We start from the raw sequence: 17,062 nt of genomic DNA, 5'->3' as shown, positions 1-17,062 counted from the left end.
ATATTATTAGTTACAAATATTACCAATTACTGACCTGTTTTTAATATGAAATATAAACCTTATATATGGTTAGCTGTTGTATGCACTACTGCGTTGGGTGTTGTTATTCCTGGTAGAACCCAGCAAAACAAGTCATCAAATATTCTTTTTCAAACATCGACAATTAATGCACTCATGGCAGGTGTTTATGATGGGGACACTAATTTTAAACAATTAAAAGCACATGGGAATTTCGGCTTAGGAACATTAAATAATCTGGATGGAGAAATGATTGGGTTAGATGGTAAGTTCTATCAAATCAAATCTGATGGAGTTGCATATCCTATTCCAGATGCGATGAAAACTCCTTTTGCTGCGGTCACTTTTTTTAAATCAGATAGATTAATTAATTTGGCGGGAAAACTGAATTATCAACAGATGCAACAAACTTTAGACCGCAAATTACCATCAAGAAATTATCCTTACGCAATTCGCATTCAAGGTACTTTCCCCTACCTCAAAGTTAGAAGTGTGTCAAAGCAAACCCCACCTTATCGTCCTTTAGTAGAGGTGGTAAAAAATCAATCTATTTTTGAGTTAAAGAATGTCAAGGGTACTTTAGTAGGCTTTCGTACACCCACTTATATGCAAGGAGTAAATGTTAGTGGTTATCATCTGCATTTTATAACTGAAAATCGCAAAACTGGCGGACATCTTTTAGATGGACAATTTCAAAATCTGCAAGTCGAAATTGATCAGATGTCAGATGTGAGGGTTGATTTGCCTAAGAATTCCCAATTTAACCAAGCGAATTTAGAAGGTGATAAAGCAGGTGAAGTTAACAAAGTTGAGCGCTAAATTCCAGAGTTAAGCATTTGTTCTGCCACTGTCTGTAACTGGAATTTATCGAATGCGAAGAACGAAGAAAACCCGACTCTGTGATCGAATTGGTTAGACGACGTTATCTTAGGATTCCGAACTGTTGCGAACACGCTCAAGAAATTCAGGATAATTTTCTAAGTCTTCTGGAGACTGTAACGGTGGCATTTCAACCCACTTAGCCTCAGTATGTAACTTGTCCACATACGCATAAAAAGCCTCTTGATCATGCCGGTGAGCCAGAACATAAGCGTGTAATTCCTTCCGGCTCATTGTTTGAAAGTTAGGGTTGCTCATTGTACATATCTCCATCTGCCATTGGGATATATTTCAATGATATTCTCCTCACCTGCTAAGAAGAAGACGTTTCCTGTACGCTCATCTACACGCACTACATTTATAGGCAAATAAAGTTTTGTAAACCAACACAAGACAAAGCACTGTGTTTTTTGCTTTGACGTAGGAATAATTTTTGCTCCTCAGAATATCTCATCGCGCAGAGTATAGCACCTTCTATAGACTACTTTTGCGGAAGTCTCTTGGCTTCAAGATACATTTTCTTGAGTTGATCCAAATACCCACTCTCCTCTGCGACCTAAGCGATCGCTATAAACTTTTTGCCAGAAACCTAGTGAATCCACAGATAAACCAAAAGTAAAGTTAACACCGTCAGCGGCACACCAAAGCGTAAATGTTCCCAAAAAGTTAGCTTATAACCCAACTCCGCCGCTGCTTCTACCACAATCAAGTTGGCGACTGCGCCAAACAAAGTCAAATTACCTGCCAAAGTTGACGCTGCTGCCAGCAATAGCCAAGATTGGGTATCATCTTTAGCAATCAGGGAATGCAGCAACAATACCGCAGGCACATTAGAAATTAAGTTCGACAAAATAGCTGTCACTCCCAGTAAACCAGCCGCAGAGTTAACTGCATAGGTGAAGGGTTGTAATAAATTCAGTTTTTGAGTCGCTTTTGTCAATATAAATAGTCCAGAGAACATCACCAATAGATTCCAATCTACTTTTTGCAGAATGCGTTGTGGCTTGACTCGCCTAGTGATGAGTAATAAGCTAGCAGCTACTAAAGCTGACTCTGCTAAAGGTAAACCAACAGCAAAAGCGATTAACAATCCGGTGGTTATTATTAAGGTTTTGTTATACAAAGGTTTAAAGATGCGCTTTTTCCCTGTGGGTAAGTGTTCGCAGGGCACAATAGAGCGTACATTTGGGTAAAGTAAACACAGTAGAATTACTTGAATTGCTAACCCTGTTACAGCAATTGGAGTCATCACCCTCATAAAATCCAAGTAATGGATGCCTGAAAAGGAGCCAATCAGGATGTTTTGAGGATTACCACTCAAGGTGGCGACAGAACCAATGTTTGTTGCACCTGCGATCGCTAATAAGTAGGGTATGGGATTCAATCTCAAAGCTTGAGTGAGGCTCAAGGTAAGTGGTGTAAAAATTAGCGCCAAGGTATCATTCAAAAAAAAGGCGGAAAGAATACCACTGCCAAAGGTTAAAGCGATCAAGATCCCCAAAGGACTGCGAGTCAAACGTAAAAGCAGCGACAATGCTTGAGGGAAAAATCCTGCGTAGGTTAAGTTAGCGTTCACCACCATCATGCTCAACAAAAACACTATCGTGGTGGGATCAATTGCTTGCCAAGCCTCCTGCAAACTTATTACACCCAAAGCAATTAAAAAGGCAGAACCCACCAAGGCGATCGCAGCACGATTCATGCGTAAACCAGGCAGGTAGCCTAATGCTAACCCTAGATAGGTCAACCCTAAAAAAATATAGGTGGCAAATTTCAATATATGTGGTAACATCTTTTGCTGGTTATCCTAATTCGGAATTAGGAATGCACAATTGTTGAGTCAGGGGCAAAAAACGACAAACAGCGACCAAAAGACTTGTACCTCCAATCGGTGCGGCGTGAAAAGCATCGCAACTGATGACAAAAAAGTAATTTCTGGGTGCTGAGTGTTATTTCACACTAGATACATACTTAGGCAAAATTCTAGTGAGAAATTTTCTGCAAAAAAACTTTGTAAATGTTATATTAATATCTGTCTTTAGACAGATGACTTTATTAAAATTTTAACTATGTCAAGTTATTAAGAAAATATCACAATCGCACTTCCGATCCCGAGGAAATTGAGATTAACTTGACGTAGTTAGAAGAGTTCTGAGCAAAGTGTCTACTGAAACAGCAAGTAGTATCTGTGTCGGGACAAGAAATTTCCGGGAAATGCAATTGTTACATTGTATATCTTCATCGAAGTGGTGAAGACCCTCAAGCAAAAAGAGGAGTAGATAATGAAGGTATTTGACAATACCACAAAAAAGATTTTTTTCGCTAGCTGGGTAGCACTAACTCTAACCGAAGCCAACAATAGCAGTGCTATTCACTCACATCATCCAGTCTCTAAGCCTGATTTTGATATTCTCCAGCCTCTACGTCGGTGGCTAGACCACGTTAAAGTTAGCGATCGCCAATTCGCACACCGCTTGTGTCATCTCATTCCTGCTCAATGTCCCTTTGAGCGCGATGTTAAGTTATTTGGTAAAACCTTATTTCACATCCCACCAATGTGTAAGCTCAACCCCTTATACGAAGAAGTCGTGAGCTTACGTTTCCGGGCGCTGTGCTATCTAGCCGATGAATGCGGCGAGGATGTTTCCCAGTATTGTTGAGGGAACTGGGAGATAGGGAGATGGGGAGGTAGGGGTAGCGTGATATTTCCTTGTCCTCCTTGTCTCCCTAGTCCTCCGTGTCCTCCGTGTCCCCCCTTGTCTCACTTTTGCGGCTTTCTGTTTTGCCACTTTTCAATGGCTTGCTGAGCCTTGTTATAGGCTGATGTTCCCTCTGGCACTAAAGAAGCCGTTATAATTGCTGCTTTGGTTTCTCCTCTAGAAGCGCGGCGCTTAGCTAGTTGCAGAATAATTTCGCTCCATTTATTTATAGATTTTCGCGCTTGATCGGAACCTGGTTCTCCTGGTGAAACTTTCTTAGCGACTTCGATCGCACGGTTGTAAGTAGAAGCTTGTCCTGGCTGAATTAAGCCATTTGCAGCATCCAAAAGGGTTGTGTTAGCCACATATTGCTTGGCTTGTTGACGCCACTGTTGAATTGCTGCTTGTGCTTGTGGATAATTTGGCTGATCTTGATTAATTAACTCAGCAGCAGCTACAGCTGTGGCATACTTTCTCTGTTTGGCACGATTTTTAGCTAAGTCTAAGATCATGCCACTCCAAATTTTAATATTTGTTTGTGCTTGTTCGTAACCTTGAGTTCCAGGTTTGATTTTTTTAGCTTTAGCGATCGCCAAGCTGAGATCGCTTGCTTGATTTGGTTGCAGCGACATTTTCGCTAAGTCCGACAGCGCTTGCTTACGCTTGGCTGATTCAGATAGAGGAACAGTCGGTGGTTTGATTTGATTATTTTGTAGAGGTGGTGGAACAGTGGTCAAAATCTTGACAATCTTGTTATTCCTGGCGCCTTCTGGTAACACAGGCAGAATTTCTGTGTCACTGTCATCATTAGCAGTTTTAGTGGCAGCTGGGGAAATCTCTACAGTTCTAAAACCTGCTTGATTGCGAAGAAAAACCACTGCCAACAAGCCAATAACCATCATTGTACTTACACCCCACCACAGCAGTGGTTTCCAAATAGAGGTACTGGCTGTGGCTGTTTGTTTTGCTTGTGAGTAGTTTGTTATTGGTGGGGGCGAAAGTGATGAATAATTGGAAATTTCTTCCTCCATTCCCCCTACTTCCCCCAATCCATTCCAAGTAGTTGCATTTGCTGTTAATTGATGGGAATTAGAATGCAGGGAAGGTGTGGGCAGGGCAGCAGCTAACATTTCTTTAGAACTGAGGGCAGTTGTATTTTTGACGCGATGATTTGTTTCTGGTGCTGGTAAGATTCCTTGTCGCCTGGAGGGAATAATAGTAACAGGGTTTTGCGTTGGACGCCAATAGTGTTGACATAGTTCTGGAGTGCGGAGACTCAAGTATCTTTCTAGATCCTCCAAAGTCTTGCCATTGCCAGAACGCAAAGCTTCCAACACTGCTGCTGTAAAGAATCCATGACCAAGTTCGGTACTTTCGTGAGAAAATTGTTCTGGTTGACAAGAAATAATAGTAGGAATTTGTAATTCTTGTGCTAGTTCAATTGCTTCTTGACCAATGAGAGTATTGGCCTGACTAGCATAAGCACGGTTGATATCCAGCAATATCAATGTGTCAAGCCTAGCAAGTTGCAGATTTTGCATTAACGCCCGCAATTCTATGCCAGTTTCTTCAATGTGAGCAGGGTTTGCTTCTATAGGCATCAGGTAATCTTGCCCGTTGTGATTGATGCCATAACCACTAAAGAAAAACCACAGTCTGTCTTGGGGCTGCCAACATGCCGCAGCTAAATCTTCTAATAAAAGCAGAATGTTTTCCTTGGTGGGATAAGTAGATCTATCACCGAGAGGTGGTGAAGTGTCTGTCATTAAAAGACACTGTTGTTGGAAAAAACCTGCTTCTACTACCAAGAAATCTTTTAACGCCTCGGCATCGGCTTGAGCACATCCTAACGGTTGAAAGAATTGATATTGATTTACGCCAATAGCGATCGCCCAGTTATTTGCCATCGCACTTTCTGCTGGTTATGTTTTGCTTACTTAAAATCGCGGTTGTCTTTGCTGAAAAAACAAAGCTAACCTAGTGTTTTATTGATAGTCTGGGTGACTAAAACAATTGCGAGTTGGGAGTTTACTGTTCAGAATTCCTAATTCCGGTTGATTTTCATTTAGACACAAAATACAAAAAATGTATTTTTTCTTACTTGCTTAACCGAATTATTACTGTGCTTGGATTCACCAAAAATTTTCATAGTGAGGAGTATACAGGTTATGAACAGTTACAGTCATCAGTCATCATGCAGAATTCTCTTTGGAAATAGAATTTTTTCTCAGAGACTTATTCAACTTATGCCATTAATTGCTAAGAGAATCCGGATAGCTCAGGCAGTAGTTTTGCTGGGTACTGCGGTTCCGATTTGGCTGACAATGGGCGCGATCGCACCCCAGATTGTGCGAGCTTACACCGCTAGAGTAGACCTGTCTATTGATCGCTTACCAGAAGAAAACTACGAAACCCTACTGCAAAGAGCAGAAGCCGCTGCTAGAGCGGCTGCTCAACGTAGTTTTGATCAAGATATCTTAGTAACAGATGTTTCCATATTTGTCTCCGTACAAAACAACGGAGCGATCGCACCAGTTTTAGAATTAGCAGTGACTCGCCCCCAGTGGCGTCAGCGTCCCGATCCACGACGCTGGGCAAAATACTTCAAAACAGCGCGATCGCTTCTATATTTTGGAGACAACTTCACAACCCCTGCTCCTGCAACGAATAACCAAGCTGGGAAGTAGGAGGGGTGGTGGGGTGATGCGGAGTGTGAGGGGTGTGAGGGGTGAGTTAATTAGTAAATAACCAACCACTAACCACTAACCACTAACCACCAACCACTAACCACCAACCACTAACCACCAACCACTAACCACTAACCACCAACCACTAACCACTAACCAATTATGCCTTGATGGCTTAGAATAATAAGGTTGTCAAAAATTGCGTTATCCGCTAATATGGCTGTTCCAAAGAAGAAAACATCTAAATCCAAACGTGATAAGCGTCGAGCTACCTGGAGACGTAAAGCTAGCCTGGAAGCACAAAAAGCTCTCTCCCTTGGTAAGTCGATTTTGACTGGACGCTCTACCTTTGTCTATCCGTCTGCCGAAGAAGAGGAAGAAGAGGAATCATAAAACTGCTAATTGGTAATTGGTGAGCCAGCGCGCAGAAGGGGGGTTTCCCCCATGAGCATAAGCGGGAATCCGTAAGGGTAATTGGTAATTGAGAGAATACATTATCTATTACCCATTACCTATGACCGATTACCAAATACTCCTATAAAAACTAAAGTGTCTTCAGAAGACCTATTTTTCTGGTAGCTATGCTAGGAAAGTTTTTTCAAAAACCGGCGCAGGAAGAAAAAGAACGGGTTCCACCCGGTCAATATTTAACTAAGGGTTTTCCTGTCTTAACCTATGGTGCTACTCCCCAAGTCAACACAGATGAATGGGAATTTCGGGTATGGGGTTTGGTGACACCCAAGTCTTTTACTTGGTCAGATTTCATGGCGTTACCCCAGCACGAGTTTACTGCTGACTTCCACTGTGTAACTCGTTGGTCTAAACTTGATGTCAAATGGACTGGTATTAAGGTGACAGACTTCATGAAGCAAATTGAAGTTGACCCCAAAGCAGTCCATGTGATGGAACACTGCTACGGCGGTTACACCACTAATATTTCTATGGAAGATTTTCTCAAAGAAGAAAATTTCTTCGCTTTTAAATTATTTGGTGAACCATTACCCCCAGAACACGGTGGACCGATGCGGCTAGTAGTTCCTCACCTTTATGCTTGGAAAAGCGCTAAGTGGATCAATGGCTTAGAATTTCTCCAACATGAAGAAATGGGTTTTTGGGAACGCAATGGTTATCACCATAGAGGCGAACCTTGGGCAGAGGAGCGTTATAGTAATTTTTAATGATTTGAAAACCTCACCCCGTCAAGAGAGGGGAGGGGGGTGAGGTTCGCATCTCATGACGGCTACTTATACCATTTCACCATAAGTTTGATGCATTTGGCAGCCAGGGGGACAAGGGCGACAAAGAGGATAAGGGAGAGAATTTGTATCAATAATATTGTGAAATGGTACTTAGATAGATTCTTAAAAATTTAAAACATCTTGTCGATTCAGGAATTTATAACGGTAAGTTAAGAGCATCACCTGCCATGTGTAGCATGGAAGGATAACTGTCAATCAATCGTTATTGCAGACCAGTGCAAAGTCATCCCAACCCAGAATTTAATCCTAGTGTCACAGTGCATCGCGATCGCGGTTTGCAAAAAGTGCTTGAACGCCTGATCGGAACAATGGAACGAGATGCGTTAGTCGTACAAACAACAAACCGTCTCAGAGAAACGCTTCAAGTCGATCGTGTGGTTTTGTATTACTTTTACTATCAATGGCAAGGACAAGTAACATTTGAAGCCTTGAGTTCTGAAGAATTTTCTATCTTAGGTTCAACAGGACCTGATGATTGTTTTAATGATGAGTATGCTGCCATGTATTTGGCAGGACGGGTACGTGCAATACCCGACATTGAATCAGAAGCAATTGCTACTTGTCACCGAGATTTTCTGCGCCAATTGCAGGTTCGTGCCAATCTGGTTGTACCTGTGTTGACTCCCAAAGGACTATGGGGACTGTTAGTGGCACACCACTGTCAAGCACCTCGTCAGTGGTTGCCATCAGATATTGAGCTGATGCAAATAGAGGCGCAGGTTCTAGCAGCAGCGCCTTGTATTCACGAGAGTTAAGGATTAGTATCCAATCAATCTTTTTAAAAAAGATAATTTACCCTTTGTGTAGGGAGCATATCGCCATTTTAAATCCAGCCAAAAGGGATTGTGTAATACACTTTTATAGTGAGAAAAAGTGTCAAAACTAAATTTACCATGATAACTGCCGATACCGCTATCACCTACGCCACCAAATGGTAAGGATGAAACACCAATATGCATGACTGTTTCATTGAGACACACAGTTCCTGATGAAGTTGTCTGTAATACTTTTTGTTGGAGATTTTTATTATTAGAAAATAAGTACAAAGCTAAAGCTTTAGGCAGAGAATTGATCAAAGTGATCGCTTCTGATATATCTGTGTATTCGATAATTGGTAAAACTGGCCCAAAAATTTCCTCTTGCATAATGGAATCTGCCAAGGAAATATTTTCTATTAATGTGGGAGCAATATAAAGTTGTTCTCTGTTTGTTTCTCCACCAAAAACAATTTTATTTCCCTTTAAAAGATTCGTGATTCTATCAAATTGTTTTTGATTAATAATCCTGCCATAATCAGGACTGATAGCAAGGTTATTACCATAAAATTCTTGGATACATTTTTGAATTGCAGATATTAAATTTTCTTTAATATTAGTATGTACTAATAAATAATCTGGTGCTAAGCAAGTTTGTCCAGCATTAATAAACTTACCCCAAGTAATGCGTCTAGCAGTATGTGCAATATGAATATCTGTATCAACAATACAAGGATTTTTGCCACCCAATTCTAAGGTCACAGGTGTAAGATTTTTGGCTGCGGCTTCCATAATAATTTTAGCTACAGCAGTGCCACCAGTGAAAAATATGTGATCAAACTTTTCTGACAATAATTTTTGACTTGTTTCCACACCTCCTTCAATAACTGTAATGTATTCTGGCTGGAAATATTTAGCTATTAGCTTAGAAATAAGACTAGATGTATGCGGAGCTAATTCTGATGGTTTAATAATAGTACAATTTCCAGCAGCGATCGCTCCAATCAATGGTGTGATTACTAACTGAAAAGGATAGTTCCAAGTACCAATAATTAAAACAACTCCTAACGGTTCTGGATAAATTTTTGCTGAAGCAGGAAGTAATTGCCAAGGGACTTTTGCTTTTTGAGGCTTAGTCCACTTATTAAGATTTTTGATACAATATTCAATTTCTTTAAGAACTAATATTATTTCTGAAGAAAAAGCCTCAAATTCTGGTTTATTTAAATCTGCTTTTAAAGCCTGACAAATTTTTGTTTCGTTTTCTTTAATGCTTTGTTGTAAAAGTTTGAGTTGGGAAATACGAAAAGATAGTGATTGAGTTTTTCCAGATTGAAAAAAAACTCGTTGTTGTTCAAGAATTTCATGAATTGACGTTTCAGAAATCATTTAATATCTCAAATAAATATATTTAATTTAAATGAGTATAACGGAAAAATGCCCACATTCGTAAATTTTAATACATTTTGGTTATAAATAGATGTATCTCAATTTAATTGATAACTTATATCTAATGTGTATTCACTGCTGTTGTTAACGAGTAATTTATCTGCTTCCATCTGCATCCATCTGCATCCATCGGTGTGCATCGGTGTTCGTCTTACCAAAAACTATTGGACGATGAGATAAATTCAAGTCACAAAAAACTCGGTGAAGCTGGAACACAGATGAACACAGATCAATCATCCGTGTGCATCGGTGTTCGCTTTCTAAAGAATAAATCTTTTGACCCAGAATTCACATCAAACGTAAATTATAAAATTACTGTTTGATGGGTAAATTAACAATAAATATGCTGCCTTTTCCTAACTCTGAACTTACTTCGATACTTCCTTTGTGCGCTTCTACTATTCGACGAGAAAGATACAGTCCTAAACCACTACCAGAACGCTTGTGACTACCTTGGCGAAATCTTTCAAATAAAGTTGCTTGTTCTTCAGAAGGAATACCAGGACCTGTATCTGCTATTTTGATGGTAATACTCCCACTATCAGTGGTAGATGGTACAAGAGTGATGGTGACAAAACCTTTATCGGTAAATTTGATGGCGTTACCGATCAAGTTGGTGAATAGGCGGTGTAGTTCTAAGCGATCGCCAACAATTGTAGTTTTGCTAGAATCCTCATCGATATCTAAATTGATTGCCAGTTGCTTGGCTTGGGCTAAAGGAGTTAGTTCGCCTGCGACTTCTTTGAGTAATTGTCCTAAATTAACTGGTTGAAACGCTAGGGTTTTACGACCAGCTTCAAAACGATATACTTCCAATAAGGTATTCACCATTGCTAGTAGGTTGGTGTTGCTACGACCCATGATAGTAATCACTTCCTGCATGGGTGCTGATAAACTCCCTAGCGCACCTTCTGAAAGTAGTGTTAGCATTCTTTCTGCTGCAACTAGAGGTGTACGTAAGTCGTGGGTGAGACGAGAGACAAAATCTTCTCTTTGGCGGGCTATTTCATCGCGTTCATCTATACTATGTTTTAACCGGAGAAGCGATCGCACTCTTGCTAATAACTCATCCACTGTCACAGGTTTACGGATAAAATCATCAGCACCTAAATCTAAACCTTGGGCAACATTGGGTGAATCGTGGGCAGTGATCAGTAAAATCGGGATAAACGGCAAACTCTTATTTTCTCTCATCCGCTTAGTTACTTCATAACCATCCATCCCTGGCATCATTAGATCCAGCAATACTAAATCGAAGGTAGCCTCAGCAATTTTTGCCAATGCAGAAACACCATTTTCTGCTGTAGTAACTGTGTAGCCTTCTTCTTCTAAAATGGTTTTGATTAAAAACACGTTATCAGGCGAATCATCGACTACCAGGATTTTGTCTGAGTTGTAAGATTGTGTAATCATTGGCATTGAGGAATTTCAGTAACGTTCAATTAGTATTGAATTTATTAGTGTTAATGACATCTATAATTTGCTAATTTTTTCTTATTTTCTCTCTAGTTATTTGAATCTGTTGTTAATAAAAATATTTTGCGAATAAATCATTAAAAATACATTTTTTGTAGACTTATGAAATAAATTGGTAGAAATTAAGTCAATTATCTAAAAAAGAATGTAGCAATCAAATTTACTATATGAACTTAATCTTGAAGCAGAGAACAGGAAGTATACCTAGCTTCGCGAAAGTTGAATATGAACCCTAATAATTACTGTTTTTATCAAGCAATAAACACTAATAATATATTATTAGATCTAATATGTTTTTCTCACTTCTATCTATTTATAACAGATGAAGAGAAAACAAAACACCACATACTAATATAAAGTCAAGTAGGGGGTAGTTTACCAGCTAATTCTCCCACCAATGTGACACGACAGGCAGACCAAGTTTATATACAACTTTAAAAGCAAGATAATTTTGCTGTCTATAAATTTGCATCCAAACGGTTTATCTTTACTTGATGATGAGTAACCACTCCGGCAAATTTAATTAAATATACAAATTACACTATTTTTATTATTGGTCTAGCAATTGAACGGAATGATTTGCAATTGCATAAAGCTGAAGCATTAGCTCAATGATTCATTAGAGACTATTTATAAAGTAAATCTTAACTTTGTAGGGTGCGTTAAAGCGCAGTATCCTCATGCCGTAACACACCCTACTAGCATGACTTAATATTTTGTTTATAAATAGCCTCTTAGGGAAGTTATATCATGTCCGACTGATTGCTTACGATATAAAGCTTGGGCATAGAGTATTGAATATGGTGAAAAAATAACCAATTATCACCAATTACCCATTACTCATTACCAATTACCGACACAGGCGGATAATATAGCTGTTCTAGGGGACATGATATTAGTAATGCTCAGGTAATGCTGAAGTTAATTGTAGCTTAGATTGGTGGTCAATCTGATTCTGATTCAAAGTACATTCTTAATAGCAGCAAGTTGCGATCTATCGACATCATGTTGTGATTGAACGACAGCGATCGCAAACACAGAAAATGGAAAAAATCAAGTTAGAGAGTAATAAGATATGTACCTAAATCAGGTTTTTAGGGGTAAAAATAATTAAAGCGATCGCACTCTCACTGCAAAACAGGTGATTGCCAGTTGTAGCATTTAAATACAGTCAGTCTCAGCAATTCCAACTGGAATCCATGAACGCACAGCAAAACCTAAGCTATAAATACCAAGTCGGGGGTAGCTTACCAGCTAATTCTCCCACCTATGTGACACGACAGGCAGACGAGGATTTATATACAGCACTCAAAGCAGGAGAATTCTGTTATGTCCTCAACTAGCGCCAAATGGGCAAATCTAGCCTGCGGGTAAGGACGATGCAGAGGTTACAACAACAGGGAATTGCTTGTGCGGCGATTGATATTACGGCAATTGGGACTTGGGATATTACTCCAGAACAATGGTATGCAGGGGTAATTGATAGCTTGGTAGGTAGTTTAAATTTATATGACAATTTTGATTTAGAAAGCTGGTGGAGTGAGCATGATTTGGTAATTATGCGGGTGCGATTGAGGATTTTCAGGTATTTATTAAATCTACTAAAGATGCTGACGCGAAGAAACTACGGGAAGGTTGGGTGAGGGATTTGCAGGCTGGGAAGAATCCGTTGACGTGGGAGGTGTTGAAGGAGTTGGGGGCGGAGTGAGGAGATGGGGAGATGGGGTGATGGGGTGATGGGGAGGTGGGGTGATGGGGAGATGGGGTGATGGGGAGGTGGGGTGATGGGGAGATGGGGATAATGTTGGTGAATTAAGAAGGGATATTATACATGAGCTTTTATATATGTTGATTTCAGTGCGTTTTATCGTACTTTAGCTATTAGCCCGCAATTTATTGCAGGGTGGGAGAGTCATGCAGCTTTAGTTAAATGAATGTTGTGATGTTTGTGATGAATGGGTTGGCGTTAATATGTAACGTCAAGACGTTAGTTACAAATGTGTTGATGTTTTCTATGGATGGGTTGGCGTTAATATGTAACGTCAAGACGTTAGTTACAAATGTGTTGATGTTTTCTATGGATGGGACGATGTTGGTTACAAATGTGTTGATGTTGGTGACAAAAGGTTTGGATGTGGTTGCAAATGAGACGATCGCACCTTCATTCAAAACAAGCGATCGCATCAAAAAGTTACAGTGCTACATTGATTCTATCCTCATAGCTTGACCTAGCGATGAACAGCATTACTATTCAAATTCCTGATGAAGACTTAGAAAAACTGCAAGCAACAGCTACTCGCCTTGGTGTATCGATAGAAGAATTAGTGCTAATGGGTGTCGAACAATTGCTCAAACAATCAGAAGCATCCTTTCAAGATGCTATGGATTATGTACTCAAGAAAAATACTGAACTTTACAAACGCTTGGCCTGATGCGTTATCTCACTTTAAAAGAGATTTTAGAACTTTATCAACGCATCATTGAGCAATCTGGTGGTTCGGCGGGTATTTCTAATCTTAATGGATTGGAGTCAGCCATAGCTCAACCACAGATGACATTTGCTGGAGAAGAACTATACCCAAGCATTCCTGAAAAAGCTGTAGCACTTGGTTTTTCACTAATCAAAAATCATCCTTTTATAGATGGTAATAAACGCATTGGTCACGCTGCAATGGAAGTTTTTTTGGTATTAAATGGTTTTGAAATTAGTGCAGCAATGGATGAGCAAGAACAAGTAATTTTAAAAGTAGCATCCGGCGAATTAGGGCGGGAAGAATTTACTGAATGGCTTGGCAAGCATATAGTAGCTAAGCTGAGTTTTCAGGAGTAGAGAAAGGCGATCGCACTCTTCATCCAAAACAAGCGATCGCGTCACTTTACAAATGTCTGGGGTAAGGCACTACTCACTTTAATTGCACTGTCTGAATGTTAATCTCTGTGAGATTAGTCAGTCTGACATCATTAGTCAATAATGTTGCATTTAAAGATTGTGCAGTTGCAGCAATGATTGCATCTGGAAGCCTGAGTTTATATTGTTTGCGAAGTGAAATGGTTAATTTTTTGATATCACTGTCAATACTAACAACTGAAATTTTATTTAAAAAATCAATAATTTGTGTTTCTTCATCCGGGCGGAGGTTGGGATAAGACAACAATTCAATTTCCGTAATCACTGAAACTAAATATTGTCCTGATGCTAATGGGTTTGCTAACCTACCACCTAAAAAGTAGAGTACTATATTGGTATCTAATAATATTAAAGGCTGTGTCAACTCCATTCATCCCTAATTTGCTGCTGATATTCTAAAGGGTCTTGAGTTAATTTAATTACACCTGCATACTTGTTTAAATCAAAGTTTATTTGTTCTTGTAATTCATAAGCTTTTAATATTTGTTCGATTTTCTGCCAGTCTTGATAATCAATCAAAACTGCGACTGGACGCATAGCTTCATCAGTCACAATTTTTTTGTTAACAGGTAGCATAACTGTTTGCTTGAGATACGATGTTAATCTTTTGATCTTAGCTTTTTTACTTGTAAGCGATCGCACTCTTCACCCAAAACAAGCGATCGCATTTACATCAGTTATCAAGCTATCAGGCACATGGTGGAGGAACTGTTATTCAAGTGATATAACTAATAACTATTAAATACGGCCAGTCTCAGCAATTCCAACTGGAACCCATGAACGCACAGCAATACCTAACCTACCAATACCAAGTAGGGGGCAGCTTACCATCTAATTCTCCCACCTATGTAACACGGCAGGCAGACGAGGATTTATATGCAGCACTGTTAGCAGGAGAATTCTGTTATGTCCTCAACTCACGACAAATGGGCAAATCTAGCCTGCGGGTAAGGACGATGCAGAGGCTGCAACAACAGGGAATTGCTTGTGCGGCGATTGATATTACAGCGATTGGCACTTGGGATATAACCCCAGAACAATGGTATGCAGGGGTAATTGATAGCTTAGTCGGTAGTTTAAATTTCTATGACAAATTTGATTTAGAAAGCTGGTGGAGTGACAATCATTTGCTGTCGCCAGTGCAAAGATTCAGCAAGTTTATTGAAGAAGTTTTGCTAGTTGAAATATCTCAACAAATAGTGATTTTTGTTGATGAAATCGATAGTGTGCTGAGTTTGGGTTTTCCGATTGAAGATTTTTTTGCAGTGATCCGCAACTGTTACAACCAGCGTGCAGATCAGCCAGTGTACAATCGTTTGACGTTTGTGTTAATTGGTGTGGCGACTCCCAGTGATTTGATCGCAGATAAAAAGCGCACACCGTTTAATATTGGTAGGGCAATTGAATTGCAAGGATTTCGGTTAGAGGAAGTATCTTCACTTACACAAGGATTGGTAGGAAAAGTAACTAATCCTCAGGCTGTGATGGGTGAAATATTGGCTTGGAGTGGTGGACAGCCGTTTTTGACGCAAAAGTTGTGTCAATTGGTGATTAACCTCACCCCAACCCGTCTCCTTGGTAAGGAGAGGGGCGATGTTGAGGAGTTCGGAGAAAATGGATCTAACCCCTTTCTTACGAGGGACGGAGGGGAATTTTGTGACTTTCTAGATGGTAGAGAGTTCGGAGGAGATATTCTCCCTCCTACTAGGAGAGAAGTCTATACGAAAGAGTGGGTAGAAGCTGTTGTCAAATCACAAATTATTGAAAATTGGGAATTTCACGACGAACCAGAACATTTGCGGACGATTCGCGATCGCATCCTCAGGAATGAGCAAAAAATGTGTAGATGGTTAGGATTATACCAGGAGATTTTGCAACACGGAGAATTAGAGTGTGATAATAGCCCCGAACATAGAGAATTACGGCTGACGGGGTTGGTGGTAGAACAAGAAGGAAAGTTAAAAGTATACAACCGGATTTACGAGGCTGTTTTTAACCAAAATTGGGTGACAAAGGCGTTGGCAGATTTACGCCCCTACGCCGAAGCATTAGAAGCATGGGTTGCTAGCAATAAAGATGAATCTTGGCTATTGCGTGGGCAAGCATTACAGGATGCCCAAGCCTGGGCGATTGGCAAAAGCTTAAGTGATTTAGATTATCAATATTTAGCTGCTAGCCAAGAATTAGATAAGCACAAAATGCAAACTGCCTTAGAAGCAGAAAAACAGGCAAGGCAGATTTTAGAGTCAGCGCGACACAAAGCCCGGCGACAAACTTACATTGGGGTTGGTATTTTAGGATTGTCGCTGCTAGGGGCTGTGGTGGTAGCAGTAGCAACAGAACAAGCTAGACAAAGGGCTTTTATAGCCATAGAAGCCGAAAGACTTGGTAACAACGCCATAGAAAGATTTAAAGGGAACCAAATTGATGGTTTATTAATGGCGATGGAAGCTGGACAAAGCCTCAAAAGTTTAGTGAATCAAAAGCAATCTATAGTTGATTATCCTGCTTTTAGTCCCATCCTCAGCATTCAAGATATTTTGGCGCAGATTCAAGAAAAAAATTCCTGGCAAGCCCATTCTGAGTCTGTCAACAGTGTTGCATTTAGCCCGGATGGCAAGACAATTGCTTCTGGTGGTCCAGACAAAACAATCAAACTCTGGGATACCACCACAGGTCGAGTTATTAAAACCCTCACGGGACATAATAATGGGGTTTATAGCATTGCATTTAGCCCGGATGGCAAGACAATTGCTTCTGGTAGCGCAGACAACACAATCAAACTCTGGGATGTCACCACAGGTCAAGTTATCAAAACCCTCACGGGACATAATAATGAGGTTTATAGCGTGGTGTTTAGCCCGGATGGTAAAACAATTGCTTCTAGTAGTGTCGATAACACAATCAAACTCTGGGATATCACCACAGGTCA

The 17,062-nt window shown here is 40.0% G+C and carries 18 protein-coding genes and 1 pseudogene; 11 read left to right on the top strand and 8 right to left on the bottom strand.

What is annotated here, in order from left to right:
• Nucleotides 1–45: 45 nt before the first annotated feature.
• Nucleotides 46–837 (top strand): acetolactate decarboxylase, encoded by a 792-nt coding sequence (gene budA, locus UYI_RS0107660; RefSeq protein ID WP_016866093.1) that lies wholly within the window; start codon nt 46–48, stop codon nt 835–837.
• Nucleotides 838–945: 108 nt separating this feature from the next.
• Here budA and UYI_RS40160 read toward each other — a convergent pair whose 3' ends face one another.
• From UYI_RS40160 to UYI_RS0107650, 3 genes are all read right to left on the bottom strand, one after another.
• The gene (locus UYI_RS40160) at nt 946–1,155 is read right to left on the bottom strand and encodes a DUF6887 family protein (RefSeq protein WP_016866092.1); all 210 of its coding nucleotides are present in this window, start codon (nt 1,153–1,155) and stop codon (nt 946–948) included.
• Complete coding sequence (locus UYI_RS40155; RefSeq protein ID WP_407636586.1) at nt 1,152–1,325, bottom strand: DUF6888 family protein; 174 nt, start codon at nt 1,323–1,325, stop codon at nt 1,152–1,154. Before UYI_RS40155 ends, UYI_RS40160 begins: the two co-directional genes overlap by 4 nt.
• Nucleotides 1,326–1,486: 161 nt before the next feature.
• Complete coding sequence (locus UYI_RS0107650; protein ID WP_016866091.1) at nt 1,487–2,689, bottom strand: anion transporter; 1,203 nt, start codon at nt 2,687–2,689, stop codon at nt 1,487–1,489.
• Between the two features lie 490 nt (nt 2,690–3,179).
• Here UYI_RS0107650 and UYI_RS0107645 point away from each other — a divergent pair, with 490 nt between their 5' ends.
• Nucleotides 3,180–3,557 (top strand): Mo-dependent nitrogenase C-terminal domain-containing protein, encoded by a 378-nt coding sequence (locus UYI_RS0107645; RefSeq protein WP_016866090.1) that lies wholly within the window; start codon nt 3,180–3,182, stop codon nt 3,555–3,557.
• A gap of 101 nt (nt 3,558–3,658) precedes the next feature.
• Here the strand turns inward: UYI_RS0107645 and UYI_RS0107640 are convergent, their stop codons facing one another.
• Nucleotides 3,659–5,503 carry a caspase family protein gene (locus UYI_RS0107640; protein WP_016866089.1) on the bottom strand — a complete coding sequence of 615 codons (1,845 nt, stop codon included), beginning with the start codon at nt 5,501–5,503 and terminating at the stop codon, nt 3,659–3,661.
• A 339-nt stretch (nt 5,504–5,842) separates the two neighbouring features.
• On the opposite strand from UYI_RS0107640, the gene UYI_RS0107635 reads away from it, so the two are divergent.
• From UYI_RS0107635 to UYI_RS0107615, 4 genes are all read left to right on the top strand, one after another.
• The gene (locus UYI_RS0107635) at nt 5,843–6,283 is read left to right on the top strand and encodes a hypothetical protein (RefSeq protein ID WP_016866088.1); all 441 of its coding nucleotides are present in this window, start codon (nt 5,843–5,845) and stop codon (nt 6,281–6,283) included.
• Between the two features lie 216 nt (nt 6,284–6,499).
• Nucleotides 6,500–6,676, top strand: a complete 177-nt coding sequence (gene rpmF / locus UYI_RS0107630; protein WP_009457986.1) for a 50S ribosomal protein L32 — start codon at nt 6,500–6,502, stop codon at nt 6,674–6,676.
• Nucleotides 6,677–6,864: 188 nt separating this feature from the next.
• Complete coding sequence (locus UYI_RS0107620) at nt 6,865–7,461, top strand: sulfite oxidase-like oxidoreductase (protein ID WP_016866086.1); 597 nt, start codon at nt 6,865–6,867, stop codon at nt 7,459–7,461.
• A gap of 296 nt (nt 7,462–7,757) precedes the next feature.
• Nucleotides 7,758–8,297, top strand: a complete 540-nt coding sequence (locus UYI_RS0107615; RefSeq protein WP_016866085.1) for a GAF domain-containing protein — start codon at nt 7,758–7,760, stop codon at nt 8,295–8,297.
• 3 nt (nt 8,298–8,300) lie between these two features.
• On the opposite strand, the gene UYI_RS0107610 is transcribed toward UYI_RS0107615, so the two are convergent.
• Both UYI_RS0107610 and UYI_RS0107605 read right to left on the bottom strand, forming a co-directional pair.
• Nucleotides 8,301–9,686, bottom strand: coding sequence for an aldehyde dehydrogenase (locus UYI_RS0107610; protein WP_016866084.1), 1,386 nt, complete (start codon nt 9,684–9,686; stop codon nt 8,301–8,303).
• A 372-nt stretch (nt 9,687–10,058) separates the two neighbouring features.
• Nucleotides 10,059–11,159, bottom strand: a complete 1,101-nt coding sequence (locus UYI_RS0107605; RefSeq protein WP_026085809.1) for a hybrid sensor histidine kinase/response regulator — start codon at nt 11,157–11,159, stop codon at nt 10,059–10,061.
• Nucleotides 11,160–12,421: 1,262 nt separating this feature from the next.
• Here UYI_RS0107605 and UYI_RS36175 point away from each other — a divergent pair.
• The 4 genes and pseudogenes from UYI_RS36175 to UYI_RS0107575 form a co-directional block, all read left to right on the top strand.
• Nucleotides 12,422–12,778: pseudogene (locus UYI_RS36175) on the top strand (AAA-like domain-containing protein); the annotation flags it as partial.
• A gap of 374 nt (nt 12,779–13,152) precedes the next feature.
• Complete coding sequence (locus UYI_RS36620; RefSeq protein WP_016866079.1) at nt 13,153–13,449, top strand: hypothetical protein; 297 nt, start codon at nt 13,153–13,155, stop codon at nt 13,447–13,449.
• 7 nt (nt 13,450–13,456) lie between these two features.
• Complete coding sequence (locus UYI_RS0107580; RefSeq protein WP_016866078.1) at nt 13,457–13,654, top strand: hypothetical protein; 198 nt, start codon at nt 13,457–13,459, stop codon at nt 13,652–13,654.
• The gene (locus tag UYI_RS0107575; protein WP_016866077.1) at nt 13,654–14,052 is read left to right on the top strand and encodes a type II toxin-antitoxin system death-on-curing family toxin; all 399 of its coding nucleotides are present in this window, start codon (nt 13,654–13,656) and stop codon (nt 14,050–14,052) included. The genes UYI_RS0107580 and UYI_RS0107575 overlap by 1 nt, the downstream gene beginning before the upstream one ends.
• A gap of 73 nt (nt 14,053–14,125) precedes the next feature.
• Here the strand turns inward: UYI_RS0107575 and UYI_RS0107570 are convergent, their stop codons facing one another.
• Together UYI_RS0107570 and UYI_RS0107565 are read right to left on the bottom strand one after the other, a co-directional pair.
• Nucleotides 14,126–14,500: a type II toxin-antitoxin system VapC family toxin gene (locus tag UYI_RS0107570; protein ID WP_016866076.1), complete on the bottom strand. Its 375-nt coding sequence runs from the start codon at nt 14,498–14,500 to the stop codon at nt 14,126–14,128.
• Nucleotides 14,491–14,706, bottom strand: coding sequence for a hypothetical protein (locus UYI_RS0107565; RefSeq protein WP_016866075.1), 216 nt, complete (start codon nt 14,704–14,706; stop codon nt 14,491–14,493). Before UYI_RS0107565 ends, UYI_RS0107570 begins: the two co-directional genes overlap by 10 nt.
• 200 nt (nt 14,707–14,906) lie before the next feature.
• Here UYI_RS0107565 and UYI_RS0107560 point away from each other — a divergent pair.
• On the top strand, nt 14,907–17,062 hold a 2,156-nt coding region (locus UYI_RS0107560), incomplete at its 3' end, for an AAA-like domain-containing protein (RefSeq protein WP_016866074.1).

The sequence above is a fragment of the Fischerella muscicola PCC 7414 genome, assembly GCF_000317205.1.
Taxonomy (GTDB): domain Bacteria; phylum Cyanobacteriota; class Cyanobacteriia; order Cyanobacteriales; family Nostocaceae; genus Fischerella; species Fischerella muscicola.
This window is presented reverse-complemented; position numbering and strand designations above follow the sequence as displayed.

What these genes read in the sequence shown, in the direction of transcription:
- budA (WP_016866093.1), top strand. Translation starts at nt 46, where the DNA reads ATGAAATATAAACCTTATATATGGTTAGCTGTTGTATGCACTACTGCG.
- UYI_RS40160 (WP_016866092.1), bottom strand. Translation starts at nt 1,155, where the DNA reads ATGAGCAACCCTAACTTTCAAACAATGAGCCGGAAGGAATTACACGCT.
- UYI_RS0107650 (WP_016866091.1), bottom strand. Translation starts at nt 2,689, where the DNA reads ATGTTACCACATATATTGAAATTTGCCACCTATATTTTTTTAGGGTTG.
- UYI_RS0107645 (WP_016866090.1), top strand. Translation starts at nt 3,180, where the DNA reads ATGAAGGTATTTGACAATACCACAAAAAAGATTTTTTTCGCTAGCTGG.
- UYI_RS0107640 (WP_016866089.1), bottom strand. Translation starts at nt 5,503, where the DNA reads ATGGCAAATAACTGGGCGATCGCTATTGGCGTAAATCAATATCAATTC.
- UYI_RS0107635 (WP_016866088.1), top strand. Translation starts at nt 5,843, where the DNA reads ATGCCATTAATTGCTAAGAGAATCCGGATAGCTCAGGCAGTAGTTTTG.
- rpmF (WP_009457986.1), top strand. Translation starts at nt 6,500, where the DNA reads ATGGCTGTTCCAAAGAAGAAAACATCTAAATCCAAACGTGATAAGCGT.
- UYI_RS0107620 (WP_016866086.1), top strand. Translation starts at nt 6,865, where the DNA reads ATGCTAGGAAAGTTTTTTCAAAAACCGGCGCAGGAAGAAAAAGAACGG.
- UYI_RS0107610 (WP_016866084.1), bottom strand. Translation starts at nt 9,686, where the DNA reads ATGATTTCTGAAACGTCAATTCATGAAATTCTTGAACAACAACGAGTT.
- UYI_RS0107605 (WP_026085809.1), bottom strand. Translation starts at nt 11,159, where the DNA reads ATGATTACACAATCTTACAACTCAGACAAAATCCTGGTAGTCGATGAT.
- UYI_RS36620 (WP_016866079.1), top strand. Translation starts at nt 13,153, where the DNA reads ATGAATGTTGTGATGTTTGTGATGAATGGGTTGGCGTTAATATGTAAC.
- UYI_RS0107580 (WP_016866078.1), top strand. Translation starts at nt 13,457, where the DNA reads ATGAACAGCATTACTATTCAAATTCCTGATGAAGACTTAGAAAAACTG.
- UYI_RS0107575 (WP_016866077.1), top strand. Translation starts at nt 13,654, where the DNA reads ATGCGTTATCTCACTTTAAAAGAGATTTTAGAACTTTATCAACGCATC.
- UYI_RS0107570 (WP_016866076.1), bottom strand. Translation starts at nt 14,500, where the DNA reads ATGGAGTTGACACAGCCTTTAATATTATTAGATACCAATATAGTACTC.
- UYI_RS0107565 (WP_016866075.1), bottom strand. Translation starts at nt 14,706, where the DNA reads ATGCTACCTGTTAACAAAAAAATTGTGACTGATGAAGCTATGCGTCCA.